Raw genomic sequence first — 15802 nt, forward strand, 5'->3', positions numbered from 1 at the left:
AGACGCCGTTCATGACCGGCCTCAACTCGCCGTCGGGCATGGTGCTGTTCGAGGGTCAGCTCTACGTCGCGAACACCGACTCGCTGGTGCGCGTGCCCTACACCAACGGTGCGACGAAGATCGACGCCAAGCCCGAGCTGGTGGTGCGCTACCCCGGTGGCGGCAACCACTGGGCGCGCAACGTCATCGCGTCGGAGGACGGACGGACGCTCTATCTGTCGGTCGGGTCGTCGTCGAACATCGCCGAGAACGGCCTGGACAAGGAGCGTAACCGCGCGGCGATCCTGCAGGTCTACCCGAAGGAGAAGACGTTCCGCGTCTACGCCGCGGGCCTGCGCAACGCGAACGGCATGGTGCTCCATCCCGACACGCGCGCGTTGTGGACCGTCGTCAACGAGCGCGACATGCTCGGCTCCGACCTCGCGCCCGATTACCTGACCGCGGTCGAGTTCGGCGACCATTTCGGGTGGCCGTGGTATTACTGGGGCGGCTACCCCGACCCGCGCGTCGAGCCGAAGAACCCGGAATTGCAGCAATATTCCAAGCGTCCCGACTACGCGCTCGGGCCGCACGTCGCCGCGCTCGGCCTGTCGTTCGCGAACGAGACGCGGTTGGGCGACCGCTTCGCGCGTGGCGCGTTCGTCGGCGAGCACGGGTCGTGGAACCGCAAGCCGCTGTCGGGCTACAAGGTCGTGTTCGTGCCGTTCACGCCGCAGGGCTGGCCGGTAAAGGGTGCCAAGCCGATCGACGTGGTGACCGGCTTCGTCAACGCCGACGGCGAGGCGCACGGCCGTCCGGTCGACGTCAAGCCCGACGGCCGCGGCGCGCTGCTGGTGGCGGACGATGTCGGCAACACGATCTGGCGGGTGAGCGCGGCACAGCCGGCCGCGCCGGTGCGCTGACGCGCGCGGGGTGCCGGCCCGCTCGGCTGGCCTGGCACGTCGCGCGCTCGGTGCACTCTCCTTCAACGTAGCGACTGTCGCGCTGGCCAAGGCTACTCAGTATGCAGCGATGGGCTGGCTCGGATCGGGCATCGGGTACGATGCCGCGTCCCTCATCGGAGTGGCGCCGGTGGTGATCGGCACGGCGTTACTGCAACGACGGCGACGATCCCGCCGCGTCCCGTACGATCAGGCGATCAGGTAGCGATCGAGCGCCGCGGCGAGTTCGTGGCAGCAGGCGCAGCTGGGATGCGCACTGCTCGCGATCGTCAGCCGCATCGTCTCGAGCACCTCGCGATGCAGCGCCAGCGTAGACGCCGCGCCAGCTCGCTCCGCCGGATCAGCGAGGGTCGGCGCCGGGGTATCCAGCACCGGAATTATCATGTCACGCATACAACAAAGGTCCTTTGCATCGTCGAGCGAACGGACCTCGGCATGGTTGCGGGTACCTCCGAAGTGGAGGTAATTCGCTACTCGAGCAGCTTGGGGCCTTCCTTCTGCAGCTTGGCGCGGAGCTGGTCGCCGAACATCGCGAGGAAGCCGGGCAGTTCGAACGACGCGTGGACGTTGCTCTCCGCAACGTCGAGCCGCACCGCGACGCGCTGCCCCATGCCCTCGGCGACGAAGTTGAGCGTGTCGCCGCTCCAGTGATGCTCTGCGACGTGCCCGCCGGGGATGAAGCCCGCGAGCTTGCCGAAGCCGCCCTCGATCCGCTGCTTGGCGGCTGCCTTGCCGAGGCGGTGCGGCAGATCGACTTCGATCGGCTGGCTCATGCCGGTGTCTCCTGTGTGGCGAACAACATCGCGTCGTCGGCGAACGCCTTGAACTCGAGCGCGTTGCCTGAAGGATCGCGGAAGAACATCGTCGCCTGCTCGCCGACCTGACCCTTGAAGCGGACGTGCGGCTCGATGCCGAAGGGCACGCCCGCGCTTCGGACGCGCTCGGCCAGCGTCTGCCAGTCGGCCATCGTCAGCACGACGCCGAAATGCGGCACCGGCACGTGATGGCCGTCGACCTCGTTCGCGACCGCGACCGGCTTCGCCGCGGGGTCGAGGTGCGCGACGATCTGATGACCCATCAGGTCGAAGTCGAGCCACTCGTCGCTCGATCGCCCTTCCGGGCAGCCCAGCACGCCGGCGTAGAAGGCGCGCGCGGCGGCGAGATCGTGGACCGGGAAGGCGAGGTGAAAGGGGCGCAGCATGGCCGCATCCTAGTAGCTCCCCAGCGCGGCGTCACCCTCGCGTTCGCGGGTGATCGGCGGCGCTCGGGCCCGCCCGTGGGTCGCAGCGCTTGTACCCTGCCCTCGCCTCGCGCAAACAGCGCGGCGAGACCCGCCGCGCGCTGCGGCATCGAAGGAAGATCGTGCTGCAGACGTTTGCCCGCCGCTATCCCGCGTTCGCCGCGCTGCTGCTCGGCGCGGCGGCGGCGTGCGGTTTCGCCCCCTTGCAGTTGTTTGTGCTGACGCTCGCGTGTTTCGCCGCGTGGATGTGGCTGGTGCACGACGCGCCGACGTGGAAGACGGCTTTGTGGCGCGGGTGGGTGTTCGGCGTCGGGCACTTCACGATCAACGACAATTGGTTTCAGCACGCGTTCGATTTCCAGGACAAGATGCCGCCGGTGCTCGGCTACGTCGCGCCGCTGGCGCTGGCGCTCTACCTGGCGGTGTACCCGGCGCTGACCGCCGCGATCGCGTGGCGCCTCCGCGCGCGGCGCGTCGATCTCGCCTGGGTGATGCTGTTCGCGGCGGCGTGGATCGCGACCGAGTGGGTACGCAGCTGGATGTTCACCGGCTACGCCTGGGACCCGCTCGGCGTCATCTGGGTGCCGGTGCAGCCGGTGGCGCTGCTGGCGCGATGGGTGGGCACGTACGGGCTGTCGGGGCTGACGGTTGTGCTGGCGGGCGCGGTGCTGGTGATGCCGCGCCGATCAACGATGTTGGCTTGCGGTGGTGCGATCGCTGCCCTGCTGATTTCACAGGCGCTCAGCTACCGCGCCACGGCACCAGCACTCACCCAAACCACACCGCGCCTGGTCGTCGTCCAGCCCAACGTCGCGCAGGACGAGCGCGGCGAGAGCGACGGCGAGATGATGCTGCAACGCCTATCCGCGCTCTCCGGTCGCCCCGGCGCAGCGCCCCGGCTGCTGCTGTGGCCCGAAGGTGTAGTGCGAGACTTCATCGAGGACGGCTACCCGACCTGGGTCTACGGCGATCGTAGCCCGTCGCTGATCCGCGAGCGCATGGCCGCGCTGCTCGGCCCGCGCGACCTGCTGCTGACCGGCGGAACGGGGCTGACCTTCGATCGCACCGGTGACATCACGGCGGGCTACAATTCGGTGTTCGCGATCACGCCCGAGGCGCGCATCGCCGCGCGCTACGACAAGGCGCATCTCGTGCCCTACGGCGAGTATCTGCCGATGCCGTGGCTGTTGAAGCCGCTCGGCCTCGCGCGGCTGGTGCCGGGCGATTTCGACTTCATCGCCGGACCGGGGCCGCGCACGCTCGACACGCCCGGCTTCGGCGCGATCGGCGTGCAGCTCTGCTACGAGATCATCTTCTCCGGACGGGTGGTCGACCCAACGCATCGACCGCGGTTGCTGTTCAACCCGTCGAACGACGCGTGGTTCGGCCGCTGGGGCCCGCCGCAGCACCTCGCGCAGGCGCGGATGCGCGCGATCGAGGAAGGGCTGCCGGTGGTGCGCGCGACACCCACCGGCATCTCGGCGGTGATCGCGGCGGACGGCACGCTGCTCGCCACCGTACCGCACATGGAAGCGGGTGCGATCGAGGCGGCGCTGCCCCCGCCTGCCCCGCCGACCCTGTTCGCGCGGGCCGGCAATCTGATGGCCGCGATCGTCGCGGCGGCGCTGGTCGCCGCCGCTCTTGTCCTGCGTCGCCGCACGCGATAGGAGGTCACATAAAGCTATCTTTATATCGTTATCTGTTGCGGAGCCCTCATGCGCCAGTCGTTCCTGTTCACCTCTGAGTCCGTTTCCGAGGGCCATCCCGACAAGGTCGCCGACCAGATTTCCGACGCGATCGTCGACCTGTTCCTGTCCAAGGACCCGCAGGCGCGCGTCGCGTGCGAGACGCTGACCACCACCAACAAGGTCGTGCTGGCGGGCGAAATCCGCGGCAAGGGCGTGTACGAGAACGGCGGCTGGGCGCCGGGCATTGAGGAAGAGATTGAGCAGGCCGTGCGCGAGACGGTCAAGCGTATCGGCTACGAGCAGGACGGCTTCCACTGGGAGACGTTCGACTTCTCGAACAACCTGCACGGCCAGTCGGCCGAGATCGCGATGGGCGTCGACGAGGCCGGCAACAAGGACGAGGGCGCGGGCGACCAGGGCATCATGTTCGGTTACGCGACCGACGAGACCCCGGGGCTGATGCCGGCGACGCTATATTACAGTCATCAGATCCTCGAGCGCATGGCCGCCGACCGCCACTCCGGCGCGGCGCCGTTTCTGGAACCCGACGCCAAGAGCCAGGTGACGCTGCACTACGAGAACGGCACGCCGACCAAGGCGACTGCGCTGGTTGTCTCGACCCAGCACAAGAAAGGCTTCTGTGAGAAGGGCGACAACGCCGACGCCGCCAAATACGCGCAGTTGAAGGATTACGTCACCGGGGTGCTGCGCGACGTGCTGCCCGACGGTTTCGTGGGTGACGATACCGCGATCTACATCAATCCGACCGGCGCGTTCGAGATCGGCGGGCCGGACGGTGACGCGGGGCTGACCGGGCGCAAGATCATCGTCGACACCTACGGCGGCGCCGCCCCGCACGGCGGCGGCGCGTTCAGCGGCAAGGACCCGACCAAGGTCGACCGCTCGGCCGCCTACGTCGCGCGCTACCTCGCCAAGAACGTCGTCGCGGCGGGGCTCGCCAAGCGCTGCACGATCCAGCTGTCCTACGCGATCGGCATCGCCGAGCCGCTGAGCGTCTACGTCGACCTGCACGGCACCGGCACGGTGGACGAGGCGGCGCTGGAGCAGGCGCTGCCCAAGCTCGTCCGGCTGACGCCCAAGGGCATCCGCGAGCATCTGAAGCTCAACGCGCCGATCTACTCCAAGACCGCCGCCTACGGCCACTTCGGCCGCGAGCCGCAGGGTGATACCTTCACCTGGGAGCGGACCGACCTGGTCGACCAACTCAAGGCGGCGGTCGCCTGACCTGAGCGTCCACGCCGACGAGCCCGCCCTTTGGTTCGTTTAGCGATCGGAGGGCGCGCTCGCGGCGACCATCCGATCGCGTATGACGCGCTCGGTCAGGGCGAGCGCGTGACCGGCGATCCGTTCCGCCAGCCAGCCGATCGCCGCGCCGCTCACCACGTCGCTCAGGTAATGCGCGCCGCGCGGGACCTGCGTCGCCCCCGCGAGTGTCGCGACCACGCGCGCGGCCGTCGCGTTGTGCGGACACTCGTGCGCGACCGCCTGCGCCACCGCGAGCGCGCCGGCGGTGTGGCCGGATGGAAAGGCATTCGCGGCCTTGTCGTCGGTGCCGCTACCGGGCCTGATCTCGGGCGCGTCCTCGACCGCGTTGGGGCGCAGGCGATCGACGCTTCCTTTCAGCACCGTCTTGGCCGCGTTGGCGATCAGGTGCGCCGCGAGCATGCGCACGCCCAGACGTGCCACGCGGGGCCGGTGCAGCATCACGCCCGTCAGCAGCGTCGCACCGCTCGCCAGCATCAGCGGCGTCTCGTCGGCCAGCTTGCACAAGGGCGTGAGCGCTCGAACCAGCGCGCTGTCCTGCAACGCCAGCACGGGTTCGAGCAGGTGATGCTCGGTCGCGGCGGCCTGCTCGACCGCTCGGCTGAGGCTCACTGGTCCGACCCGCCGTCGGGCATCTCTGGCCGCACCTGCCCGTGTGCCAAGACAGCAAACAGCCCCGCCCCGCCGATCAGATTGCCGATCACCGCCGGCGCGATCAGCGAGAACAGCGCGCCCGCCACGTCGACGTGCCCGGTCCACATGAGCGTGAACGCCTCGGCCGAGCCGACCACCGAGTGGCTGAGCCCGGTGACGCCCACCGCGTAGGTGATCGCGAAGATGACGAGGAACGATTGCTCACGCGCGTTGGGCAGCATCCAGGCGATCGAGGCGATCATGAAGCCCGCGGGAATTGCGGTCCAGAAGGTGGCCGCCGCGTCGTGGCGCAGGATCGCCTCCGACACGCTGACCATGCCGTCGCGCAGCGACGCGTCGATCATCGGAAGCTGCGTCAGCGCCAAGGTGGTCAGCGCGGTACCCGCGAGGTTCGCCAGAATGACCAGCAGCCACAGCCGCAATGTCCGCTTGAGCGTCCACCACGACGGACTCGTCACCAGCGGCAGCATCGCGGTGATGGTCGACTCGGTAAAGAATTGCATTCGCCCCAGGATGACGATCACGAATCCCAGCGGATAGCCGAGCGACACCACCAGGGTCCGCCAGCTGCTCTCTTCGATGTGCGCCTCGAGCGCGCCCTCGGCGAGCAGCGACGCGTTGATCGCGAAGCCGGCGGCCAGACCCGACCACAGGAGCGACGCGGCGGGTCGGTTAACCTCCTCCTCGCCCTCCTCGCGAACGGCGCGGTGGACCTCCTTGGCGTCGGCCGCCTTCAAGTCATCGACTTCTTTCCGATCGCTGTTGAGCGCGGATTTGCTAGGGTCTGGCATTGTTCCTGAACAAGCGAGCGGGATCAGGGTTGCAGGACCGCCGAACGGGTGTGCGATCGCCTTCCGCCAGCGCTGCCGCATGTTCTGTCCGTTCCGTTTTGCCGCAACACCGGTTAGGCGCGCGCAGATGAACGATCCCACCACGATCCGCCGGCTCTACGGACGCCGGCAAGGCCATGTGCTGCGCGCCGGACAGGCGGCTCTGGTCGACGACATGCTGCCGCGCGTCGCGGTGCCGAGCGAGGGTCCGTTGACTGCCGAACGCCTGTTCGGCGATGCGCGCGCGCTGCAGGTCGAGATCGGCTTCGGCGCGGGCGAGCATCTCGCCGAGCAGGCTAAGGCCGCGCCGGATACCGGCTTCATCGGCTGCGAGCCGTTCCTGAACGGCGTCGTCGGTGCGCTGGGCCACGTACGCGACGCGGGTCTCGACAACGTCCGCGTCCACATGGGCGACGCGCTGGAGGTGATCGAGCGCCTGCCCGACGCCAGCCTGGAGCGCGTCTACCTGCTCCATCCCGATCCCTGGCCCAAGGCGCGGCATGCCAAGCGCCGCTTGGTCAACCACGGGCCGATGAACCTGATCGCGGCCAAGCTGAAGCCGGGGGGCGAGTTCCGACTCGGCACCGACGACGAGATCTACTGCCGCTGGGCGATGATGATCATGAACCAGCGCCGCGATTTCGCGTGGCAGGCGCAGGGCCCGCACGACTTCCTCGATCGCCCCGACGATTGGCCGGAAACGCGCTACGAGCGCAAGGCGCGCCGCTACGGGCACGAAGTCTGGTATTTCCGCTACATAAGGCAGTGATTGCGGCTGCCGGCGCGTCTCGCCGGGGTACTCCGGGTGAGCGGCCGGTACGCCGCTCACCCCCCCTCGCAACGCCGGTCCGACCGGCGACATCCTCCTGCGCGCATTATTATGGGTTGCGGCTACGTTGATCGCGTAAACCAGCGCGAAACCAAAAAAAAGGCCGGGAAGACCCGGCCTGTAAAAGTTTTTAGGAGAGGATGCCTGAAAGGCACGCCCTTTGTGCATCGCAGCAGCAACCGACGCAAGTGCAATGTGATCGTTATCAGCATGCAAAATATGCAACTGCAATTGTCTTGTTGCTACCGCTTCGCAGCCGCATTGCGTCGGCAGCGGTCGGAGCAGTAGATCACGTTGTCCCAGTCGCGCTCCCACTTCTTGCGCCACGCAAACGGGCGCTCGCACACCGGGCAGGTCTTGGTCGGCAGATTGAGCTTCTTGTGCACCATCGTGGACCGCCAACGCGCGAGCGTCAGTCGAGGTTCGGGCGCAGCAGCCGTGTCGCGCGCTCGCGATCGACGCCGAGACGCTGCGCGTAATCCTCCAGCTGGTCCTCTCCGATCCGCGCGACGCCGAAATACTCCGCCTGCGCGTGCCCGAAGTAGAAGCCGCTGACCGCCGCGGTGGGCAGCATCGCAAAACTCTCGGTCAACTCCAGCCCTACATTCGCCTCGGCCTCCAGCAGGTCGAACAAGGTGCGCTTGAGCGAGTGTTCCGGGCACGCCGGATAGCCGGGCGCCGGACGGATGCCGCGATATTGCTCGCGGATCAGCGCCTCGTTGGTCATCTGCTCGCCGCTGGCATAGCCCCACAGGTCGGTGCGGACGTGCTGGTGCAGTCGTTCGGCGAACGCCTCCGCCAGACGGTCCGCCAATGCCTTGAGCAAAATGTCGTTATAGTCGTCGTGCGCCGCCTTGTACGCCGCCAGATGCGGCTCGATGCCGTGGATGCCGACCGCGAAGCCGCCGATCCAGTCGCCCGCGGGGTCGATGAAATCGGCGAGGCACATGTTGGCGCGGCCCTCGCGCTTGGCAATCTGCTGGCGCAGGAAGGGCAGTCGGGTCGAATGCTCGTTGCGGCGATCCAGGTCGGGGACGCTGAACCCTTCGGGAATGGTCGCGCCGTCGGGGCTGCGGCGATCGTTGCTGTGGCGGTCGTGCACCCACACGTCGTCGTCGTGGCGATGGCACGGCCATAGTCCCGCGACGCCGCGCGCGGTGAGCCACTTCTCCGCGACGATCCGGTCGAGCATCGTGCGCGCGTCCTCGTAGAGGCCGGTCGCACTCTCCCCGACGACCGCGTCCGACAGGATCGCGGGATAGGTGCCGGCGAGTTCCCACGCGCGGAAGAACGGCGTCCAGTCGATGTACCCGACCAGATCGGCCAGGTCCCAGTTGTCGAACACGTGGACGCCCGGCTGCCGCACCGCGGGTGCCTTCAGCGCCGGGTCAGTCCTGAACCCGCGCCGGCGCGCTTCGGCGAGCGGCAGCAGCGCGTTCTGCCCTTTCCCCTCGCGCGCGTCGCGCACCGCCTGATAATCAGCCGCGACCTGCGCGACGTACGGGTCGCGTTGCGTGTCGGAGACGAGCGTCGTCGCCACGCCGACCGCGCGGCTGGCGTCGAGCACGTGGACGACCGGCCCCTTGTACGCGGGCGAGATGCGCAGCGCGGTGTGTACCTTCGACGTGGTCGCGCCGCCGATCAGCAGCGGCATGGTCATCGCCGCTCGCTGCATTTCCTCGGCCACCGTTACCATCTCGTCGAGCGAGGGGGTTATGAGGCCCGACAGCCCGATCATGTCGGCGTCATTCTCGTTTGCGGCTTCCAGGATCTTCGACCACGGCACCATCACGCCAAGGTCAACGACCTCGAAACCGTTGCACTGGAGCACGACGCCGACGATGTTCTTGCCGATGTCGTGGACGTCTCCCTTGACGGTCGCCATGACGACGCGGCCCTTACCCTTGGCGCCGGGCTCCTTCGCCGCCTCGATGAACGGCAGCAGGTGCGCGACCGCCTTCTTCATCACGCGCGCCGACTTGACGACCTGCGGCAGGAACATCTTGCCCGACCCGAACAGGTCGCCGACGACGTTCATGCCATCCATCAGCGGACCCTCGATCACCTCAATCGGGCGCGCGAACGCTTGCCGGCATTCCTCGGTGTCGTCGACGACGTGCGCGTCGATGCCCTTGACCAGCGCGTATTCCAGCCGCTTCGTCACGGGCAGCCCGCGCCACTCCGCCGCCTGCTTCTCCGCCACTGCGTCGGTGCCGCGGTAGCGTTCGGCGAGCGCGACCAGCCGGTCGCCGGCCTCAGGATCGCGATTGAGCACCACGTCCTCGCACGCGGTGCGCAGTTCCGGGTCGATCGTGTCGTAGACGTCGAGCTGCCCCGCGTTGACGATCGCCATGTCCATGCCCGCGGGGATCGCGTGGTACAGGAACACCGAGTGCATCGCACGACGCACCGGCTCGTTGCCGCGAAAGGAGAAGCTCAGATTCGACAGCCCGCCCGAGATATGGACGTGCGGGCAGCGCGCCTTGATCTCGCGAGTCGCCTCGATAAAGTCGACGCCGTAATTGTTGTGTTCTTCGATGCCCGTCGCGACCGCGAACACGTTGGGGTCGAAGATGATGTCCTCGGGCGGGAAGCCGATACCGGTCAGCAAGCGGTAGGCGCGCTCGCAAATCTCGACCTTGCGCGCCTGCGTGTCCGCCTGCCCCGTCTCGTCGAACGCCATCACGACCGCGGCAGCGCCGTAGTTCATGCACAGCCGCGCGTGGTGGAGGAACGCGTCCTCGCCCTCCTTCATGCTGATCGAATTGACGATCGGCTTGCCCGACACGCATTTCAGCCCGGCCTCGATCACTTCCCATTTCGACGAATCGATCATGATCGGCACGCGCGCGATGTCGGGCTCGGCGGCGATCAGCTTCAGGAACGTGGTCATCGCCTCGACCGCGTCGAGCAGGCCCTCGTCCATGTTGACGTCGACGACCTGCGCGCCGTTCTCGACCTGGCTGCGCGCGACCTCGACCGCGCGCGTATAGTCGCCCGCCATGATCATCTTCTTGAACGCCGCCGATCCGGTGACGTTGGTGCGCTCGCCGACGTTGACGAAATTGGCGGAGGTGTTGGTCATCTGTGGTCTTCGTATAGCCCTCTCCCCTCCGGGGAGAGGATTAGGTGAGGGAATAGTGTTTCACGGAGGGCTGCGCTTCCGGGCATCCCCTCTCCCAACCCTCTCCCCGGAGGGAAGAGGGCCAGGCGCGTCACGCGGCCATGAAGAACGGCTCCAGCCCGGCGAGCCGGGTGCGCACCGCCGGCACCGGCACCATGCGCGGCGCGAGCCCCCGCACACCATCTGCGATCGCCGCGATGTGCGCGGGCGTCGAGCCACAGCAGCCGCCCAGCACGTTGACCTGTCCGGCCTCAGCCCACTGCCCGACCAGCCCCGCGGTCGTCGCGGGCGCCTCGTCGTACGCGCCCAGTTCATTGGGCAGTCCGGCGTTGGGGTAGACCATGATCAGCGTGTCGCAGATCTCGCTCAGCGTCTTGACGTGGGGACGGAGCTGCTCGGCGCCGAACGAGCAGTTGAGCCCGATCGTCAGCGGCCGCGCATGGCGCACCGCGTGCCAGAACGCCTCCACCGTATGCCCGGACAGGTTGCGCCCCGACAGATCGGTCAGCGTCATCGACAGCATAATCGGCAAGTCGCGCCCGAGCGCCGCACCCGCCTCGATCGCCGCCATCACGCCGGCCTTGGCATTCAAGGTATCGAACACCGTCTCGATCAGCACGAAGTCGGCGCCGCCCTCGACCAGCGCGTCGATCTGCTCGCGGTACACGTCTTTCAGGTAATCGAAGTCGATCTCGCGGTAACCCGGATCGTTTACGTCCGGGCTGAGCGATAGCGTCTTATTGGTCGGCCCGACCGCGCCGGCGACGAAGCGCGGCCGGCCGTCGCGCGCCTGAAACTCGTCGGCGAGCGTGCGGGCGAGCCGCGCGCTCTGGACGTTGATCTCGCGTACCAGACCTTCCGCACCGTAATCGGCCTGGCTGATGCGATTGGCGGAGAAGGTGTTAGTCTCCGCGATGTCCGCCCCCGCCTCGAAATAGGCGCGGTGGATCGCGGCGGGGACCTCGGGCTTGGTCAGCGCGAGGATGTCGTTGTTGCCCTTCTGATCGTGGCCGAGCGTCAACGTGCCGGCGTAATCGGCCTCCGACAGCTTCCAGTTCTGAATCTCGGTCCCGAACGCGCCGTCGGTGATCAGGATGCGCTTGGCGGCCTCGGCGTTGAATGTGTCGCGAACACTCATGCCGCCGCCCTCGCCTCTCGGCCATCGCTCGCGCGGACGCCGAGCAGGTGGCAGATCGCGAAGCTCAGCTCGGCCTTGTTCATGGTGTAGAAGTGGAATTGCTTGACCCCGCCGGCGTAGAGCTTGCGGCACAGTTCCGCCGCCACGGTCGCGGCGACGAGCTGGCGCGCGGCGGGACGGTCGTCGAGCCCCTCGAACAACCGGGTCAACCACGCGGGCATGTCGGTGTTGCACAGCGCCGCCATCTTCATCACGCCCGCGACACTCGCGATCGGCATGATGCCGGGCACGATCTCCGCCGTGATCCCCGCCGCCGCCGCCGCGTCGCGGTAGCGGAAGAAGGTGTCGGGCTCGAAGAAGAACTGCGTGATCGCGCGGTTCGCGCCGGCGTCGATCTTGCGCTTCAAATTGTCGAGGTCGGCCGCGGCGTCGAGCGAGTCCGGGTGGCACTCGGGATAGGCCGCGACCGAGATCTCGAACGGGTGGAGCCGGCGCAGGCCAGCGACCAGCGCCGCCGCATTCTCGTAACCGCCCGGATGCGGCGCGTAGCCGTCCGCGCCCGCGGGGGCGTCGCCGCGCAGCGCCACGATGTGGCGCACGCCCGCGGCCCAATATTCCTGCGCGATCGCGTCCAGCTCCTCGCGCGTCGCCTCGACGCAGGTGAGGTGCGCGGCGGCGGGCACGTCGGTCTCGCGCGCGATCCGCGCCACCGTCGCGTGGGTGCGGTCGCGCGTCGACCCGCCCGCACCGTAGGTCACCGAGAGGAAACGCGGGGACAGCGGCTGGAGCGTCGCGATCGACTGCCAGAGATTTTCCTCCGCCTTGTCGGTCTTGGGCGGCGAGAACTCGAAGCTGACGTCGATATCGCCGCCGACGTCGGCGTAGAGCGGGCCGTCGTGCGCCAGCACCGCTTCGTTCACCTGCTTGGTCATGCCGCCTTCACCTCGCCTGCGCGCCCCGCCGTCTTGCGACCGAGCCACAATTTTACCGTCAGTTCGCCACCCTCGAGCGTCTCGATCCGCGCGGGCATCAGCCCGGCGGCGGCAAACCAGCCCTCGATCTGCGCGTCGGAGAAGCCGAGCCGCGTGTGCGCGTCCTGCGTGCGCAACTCCTCGCGGTCGTGCGGCGCGAAATCGGCGATCAGCAACCGTCCCCCGGGCGACAGCACCCGCGCCGCCTCCGCAATCGCCGCGCCCGGCTGCTGCGCGAAGTGGAGCACGTGGTGCAGGATCGCGACGTCCGCGCCGCCGTCGCCCAGCGGCAATGCGTAGAGATCAGCCTGGCGCAGCTCGGCATTGCCCAGCCCCTGCTCGCCCAGCTTCGCGCGCGCGAGACGCAGCATCTCGGAGCTACGATCGATGCCGAGCGCGGTGGTCGCGGCGCGCGCGAACAGCTCGATCATCCGGCCGGTACCGGTGCCGATGTCGATCAACCGCCCGATCGGCTCGCCCGCCAGCACGCGGACCATCGCGGCCTCGACCTGCTCCTCCGCGACGTGGAGCGAGCGGATCGCGTCCCACTCGCGCGCGTGGCTCTCGAACCAGCCCGCCGCCGCCGCCGCGCGGTCGGCGCGCACCGCCGCCAGCCGCGCCGCGTCCGCGCTCGCCTGCCGGTCGGACGTGCCCGCCTCCCACGCGTCGAGCGCGGCGAGCACGGGCGCGACGCGCGCCTCGTCACCCAGCGCGACGAAGACCCAGCTGCCTTCCTTGCGCCGCTCGGCAAGCCCCGCATCGGTCAGGATCTTGACGTGCCGGCTGACGCGCGGCTGGCTCTGCCCGAGCACCTGCGCCAGCTCGCCGACCGACAGCTCCATCGTGCGCAACAGGCAGACGATCCGCAGCCGCGAGCTGTCGGCAAGAGCACGAAAGATGTCCAGCGCGGCGTCCATGAGATCGAGATATAAAGATATCTTTATATGCGGTCAACGAAGTCGTGCGTCGGAGCCAAGCGCGGCGTCGCTGCGTTGGAACCCCTAATCATCGAAGGGGACATTGCATGAAACACGCCATCGCACTCGCCGCCGCGACGCTCTCGCTCGCCGCGTGCAGCCAGAACGCGCAGAACGAGAGCGCGGAGGCGGCCAACGCGGTCGCCGCCGACACCAGCGCGACGACCGCCAATGCAGTGAACGACGTGCAAGCGGCGAGCGACGCCGCGCTGGACCGCGCCGCCAACTCGATGGACCGGGCGGGCAACGCCGCCGCCAACACGGCGGATGCCGCCACCGACGCGACTGGCGAGGCACTGACCGACACCGGCAACGCGATGCGGCGCTGATGCGGCGGGTCGTCGCCGCGGCGGTGCTGGCGGCGCTCGCCGCCTGCTCGTCACCCGATCAGCCGGGGCAGCTGACCGCGGACGAGGACGCCCGCCTCAACCGCGCCGCCGAGATGCTCGACGCCAACAGCGTCGCCTTCAAGGACGCGGGCGACAACGTGACCGCGTCTGTGGAGAACGAACAATGACCGACCTGCGACGCCTCGGCGCCTCCGACCTGAAGATCGCGCCGCTGGTGCTCGGCGGCAACGTGTTCGGCTGGACCGCCGACCGCGCGGCGAGCTTCGCTGTGCTCGACGCCTTCGTCGACGGCGGTGGCACCATGATCGACACCGCCGACGTCTACTCGGCCTGGGTCGACGGGCACGAAGGCGGCGAGTCGGAGACGATGATCGGTGAGTGGCTGCGCGACGGTGGCAAGCGTGACCGCGTGCAGATCGCGACCAAGGTCGGGATGCTGCCGGGCGAGGACGGCGAGAAGCTGGCACCCGCGCGCATCGTCGCGGCGTGCGAGGCGTCGCTCCGGCGGCTCGGCACCAATTACATTGACTTGTATTTCGCCCACCAGGACGATCAGGACACTCCGCAGGACGCGGTGGCGGAGGCGTTCGCCAGATTGGTCGACGCGGGCAAGGTGCGCGTGCTCGGCGCGTCCAACTTCCACGCCGCGCGGCTGAAATCCGGGATCGAGTGTGCGCGTGAGGCTGGCCTGCCGCACTACCAGGTGCTCCAGCCCGAATATAATCTGGTCAGCCGCACCAAGTTCGAGGGCGAGCTGCAGAGCTACTGCGTCGAGTATAACATCGGCGTCGTGCCCTATTCCGGTCTCGCCTCGGGCTTTCTGACGGGCAAGTACCGCTCGGCGGACGACCTCAACAAGAGCGTGCGTGGGCGACGCATGACCGATCTGCTGGAGGGCAAGGGTCAGGCGATGCTCGCCGCGATGGACCGCGTCGCGGAGGAGACCGGCGCCACCCACGCGCAGATCGCGCTCGCCTGGTTGATCGCGCAGCCCGGTGTCACCGCACCGATCGCCAGCGCCACCAGCGCGGCGCAGGTCGGGGATCTCCTGCCCGCGATGGACCTGCGGCTAAGCGACGATCAGCTCGCGCGCCTGACCGACGCGGGCGTTTGATCGCGCGTCGCGTCGCGGCGACCGGCGGCCTGCTGCTCGCCGCGCTCGCCGCCGCGCCGGCCACCGCGCGCGGCGTACAGGGCTGGTCGCAGCTTCAGCTGTCCGGTCGCGTGGCGCCGGGGTGGACGCTCGCCAGCGACATTTCCGGACGGAGCGCCACGGACAATCGGAACCGGCAATTGCTCCTGCGCTTCCAGGCCGGACGCGCGCTGTCGGACGACGTCACTGTGTGGGTCGGCTACGTTCGCGCGGAAACCTTCAACGACGATCGCCGCAACGGCCTAGAACAGCGCGCGACCGGGCAGCTCGACTGGAGCGCCGGCTCGATCGGTCCGCTCGACCTGAAACTGCGTACCCGCGCGGAGGCGCGCTTCTTTCGCAACAGCGGCAACATGGCGTGGCGGCTGCGCCAGCAGGTGCGCCTCGTCCTGCCGGTCAGCGACTCGGTCGACCTCTCCGGCTCCGCCGAGCCGTTCGTGACGCTAAACCGCAGCAGCGACGCGCCGCGCACGCTCGACCAGCTGCGCCTGACCGCGACACTGTCCACCAAGCTGACCGACCGGGCAACGCTTGACGTGGCCTATTACAACGAGCACGTGTTCCGGCCGGGGCGCACGTATGTGAACAACATCATTCCCGTGACGCTCGCCTGGCGCTTCTGA

At 68.5% G+C, this 15802-nt stretch carries 18 protein-coding genes; 8 read left to right on the forward strand and 10 right to left on the reverse strand.

Annotation, left to right across the window (positions count from 1 at the left end):
• The coding region (locus ACFDS6_RS09085; protein ID WP_375271836.1) for a PQQ-dependent sugar dehydrogenase at window positions 1–902 on the forward strand (902 nt) is incomplete at its 5' end.
• A gap of 228 nt (window positions 903–1130) precedes the next feature.
• On the opposite strand, the gene ACFDS6_RS09090 is transcribed toward ACFDS6_RS09085, so the two are convergent.
• The 3 genes from ACFDS6_RS09090 to ACFDS6_RS09100 all read right to left on the reverse strand — a co-directional run bounded on the left by ACFDS6_RS09090 (window position 1131) and on the right by ACFDS6_RS09100 (window position 2142).
• On the reverse strand, window positions 1131–1334 hold the full coding sequence (locus tag ACFDS6_RS09090; RefSeq protein ID WP_375271837.1) for a hypothetical protein: 204 nt from the start codon (window positions 1332–1334) through the stop codon (window positions 1131–1133).
• Between the two features lie 77 nt (window positions 1335–1411).
• Window positions 1412–1714, reverse strand: coding sequence for a polyhydroxyalkanoic acid system family protein (locus ACFDS6_RS09095; protein ID WP_375271838.1), 303 nt, complete (start codon window positions 1712–1714; stop codon window positions 1412–1414).
• Entirely contained in the window at window positions 1711–2142 is a 432-nt protein-coding gene (locus ACFDS6_RS09100; RefSeq protein ID WP_375271839.1) for a VOC family protein, read from the reverse strand. Before ACFDS6_RS09100 ends, ACFDS6_RS09095 begins: the two co-directional genes overlap by 4 nt.
• 161 nt (window positions 2143–2303) lie before the next feature.
• Between ACFDS6_RS09100 and lnt the strand changes: the two genes are divergently transcribed.
• Together lnt and metK are read left to right on the forward strand one after the other, a co-directional pair.
• On the forward strand, window positions 2304–3848 hold the full coding sequence (lnt, locus tag ACFDS6_RS09105; RefSeq protein WP_375271840.1) for an apolipoprotein N-acyltransferase: 1545 nt from the start codon (window positions 2304–2306) through the stop codon (window positions 3846–3848).
• A gap of 48 nt (window positions 3849–3896) precedes the next feature.
• Window positions 3897–5114 (forward strand): methionine adenosyltransferase, encoded by a 1218-nt coding sequence (metK, locus tag ACFDS6_RS09110; RefSeq protein ID WP_375271841.1) that lies wholly within the window; start codon window positions 3897–3899, stop codon window positions 5112–5114.
• A 39-nt stretch (window positions 5115–5153) separates the two neighbouring features.
• On the opposite strand, the gene ACFDS6_RS09115 is transcribed toward metK, so the two are convergent.
• Complete coding sequence (locus tag ACFDS6_RS09115; protein WP_375271842.1) at window positions 5154–5765, reverse strand: phosphatase PAP2 family protein; 612 nt, start codon at window positions 5763–5765, stop codon at window positions 5154–5156.
• Complete coding sequence (locus ACFDS6_RS09120; RefSeq protein WP_375271843.1) at window positions 5762–6544, reverse strand: formate/nitrite transporter family protein; 783 nt, start codon at window positions 6542–6544, stop codon at window positions 5762–5764. Before ACFDS6_RS09120 ends, ACFDS6_RS09115 begins: the two co-directional genes overlap by 4 nt.
• Before the next feature lie 181 nt (window positions 6545–6725).
• Between ACFDS6_RS09120 and trmB the strand changes: the two genes are divergently transcribed.
• The gene (gene trmB / locus ACFDS6_RS09125; protein WP_375271844.1) at window positions 6726–7406 is read left to right on the forward strand and encodes a tRNA (guanosine(46)-N7)-methyltransferase TrmB; all 681 of its coding nucleotides are present in this window, start codon (window positions 6726–6728) and stop codon (window positions 7404–7406) included.
• Between the two features lie 302 nt (window positions 7407–7708).
• On the opposite strand, the gene ACFDS6_RS09130 is transcribed toward trmB, so the two are convergent.
• From ACFDS6_RS09130 to ACFDS6_RS09150, 5 genes are all read right to left on the reverse strand, one after another.
• On the reverse strand, window positions 7709–7855 hold the full coding sequence (locus ACFDS6_RS09130; protein WP_375271845.1) for a DUF2256 domain-containing protein: 147 nt from the start codon (window positions 7853–7855) through the stop codon (window positions 7709–7711).
• A 23-nt stretch (window positions 7856–7878) separates the two neighbouring features.
• Window positions 7879–10551 carry a methionine synthase gene (gene metH / locus ACFDS6_RS09135; RefSeq protein ID WP_375271846.1) on the reverse strand — a complete coding sequence of 891 codons (2673 nt, stop codon included), beginning with the start codon at window positions 10549–10551 and terminating at the stop codon, window positions 7879–7881.
• 130 nt (window positions 10552–10681) lie between these two features.
• On the reverse strand, window positions 10682–11728 hold the full coding sequence (locus ACFDS6_RS09140) for a homocysteine S-methyltransferase family protein (protein WP_375271847.1): 1047 nt from the start codon (window positions 11726–11728) through the stop codon (window positions 10682–10684).
• The gene (gene metF / locus ACFDS6_RS09145; protein WP_375271848.1) at window positions 11725–12660 is read right to left on the reverse strand and encodes a methylenetetrahydrofolate reductase [NAD(P)H]; all 936 of its coding nucleotides are present in this window, start codon (window positions 12658–12660) and stop codon (window positions 11725–11727) included. Before metF ends, ACFDS6_RS09140 begins: the two co-directional genes overlap by 4 nt.
• Window positions 12657–13616 (reverse strand): ArsR/SmtB family transcription factor, encoded by a 960-nt coding sequence (locus ACFDS6_RS09150; protein ID WP_375271849.1) that lies wholly within the window; start codon window positions 13614–13616, stop codon window positions 12657–12659. The genes metF and ACFDS6_RS09150 overlap by 4 nt, the downstream gene beginning before the upstream one ends.
• Window positions 13617–13723: 107 nt before the next feature.
• On the opposite strand from ACFDS6_RS09150, the gene ACFDS6_RS09155 reads away from it, so the two are divergent.
• The 4 genes from ACFDS6_RS09155 to ACFDS6_RS09170 are packed head-to-tail and all read left to right on the forward strand — an operon-like array spanning window position 13724 to window position 15802.
• Window positions 13724–14005: an entericidin EcnAB gene (locus ACFDS6_RS09155; protein ID WP_375271850.1), complete on the forward strand. Its 282-nt coding sequence runs from the start codon at window positions 13724–13726 to the stop codon at window positions 14003–14005.
• Entirely contained in the window at window positions 14005–14193 is a 189-nt protein-coding gene (locus ACFDS6_RS09160) for a hypothetical protein (protein WP_375271851.1), read from the forward strand. Before ACFDS6_RS09155 ends, ACFDS6_RS09160 begins: the two co-directional genes overlap by 1 nt.
• Window positions 14190–15140 (forward strand): aldo/keto reductase, encoded by a 951-nt coding sequence (locus ACFDS6_RS09165; RefSeq protein WP_375271852.1) that lies wholly within the window; start codon window positions 14190–14192, stop codon window positions 15138–15140. Before ACFDS6_RS09160 ends, ACFDS6_RS09165 begins: the two co-directional genes overlap by 4 nt.
• Window positions 15137–15802 (forward strand): DUF2490 domain-containing protein, encoded by a 666-nt coding sequence (locus ACFDS6_RS09170; RefSeq protein ID WP_375271853.1) that lies wholly within the window; start codon window positions 15137–15139, stop codon window positions 15800–15802. The genes ACFDS6_RS09165 and ACFDS6_RS09170 overlap by 4 nt, the downstream gene beginning before the upstream one ends.

This window comes from Sphingomonas sp., assembly GCF_042095875.1.
In the GTDB taxonomy this organism is placed as follows: Bacteria; Pseudomonadota; Alphaproteobacteria; order Sphingomonadales; family Sphingomonadaceae; genus Sphingomonas.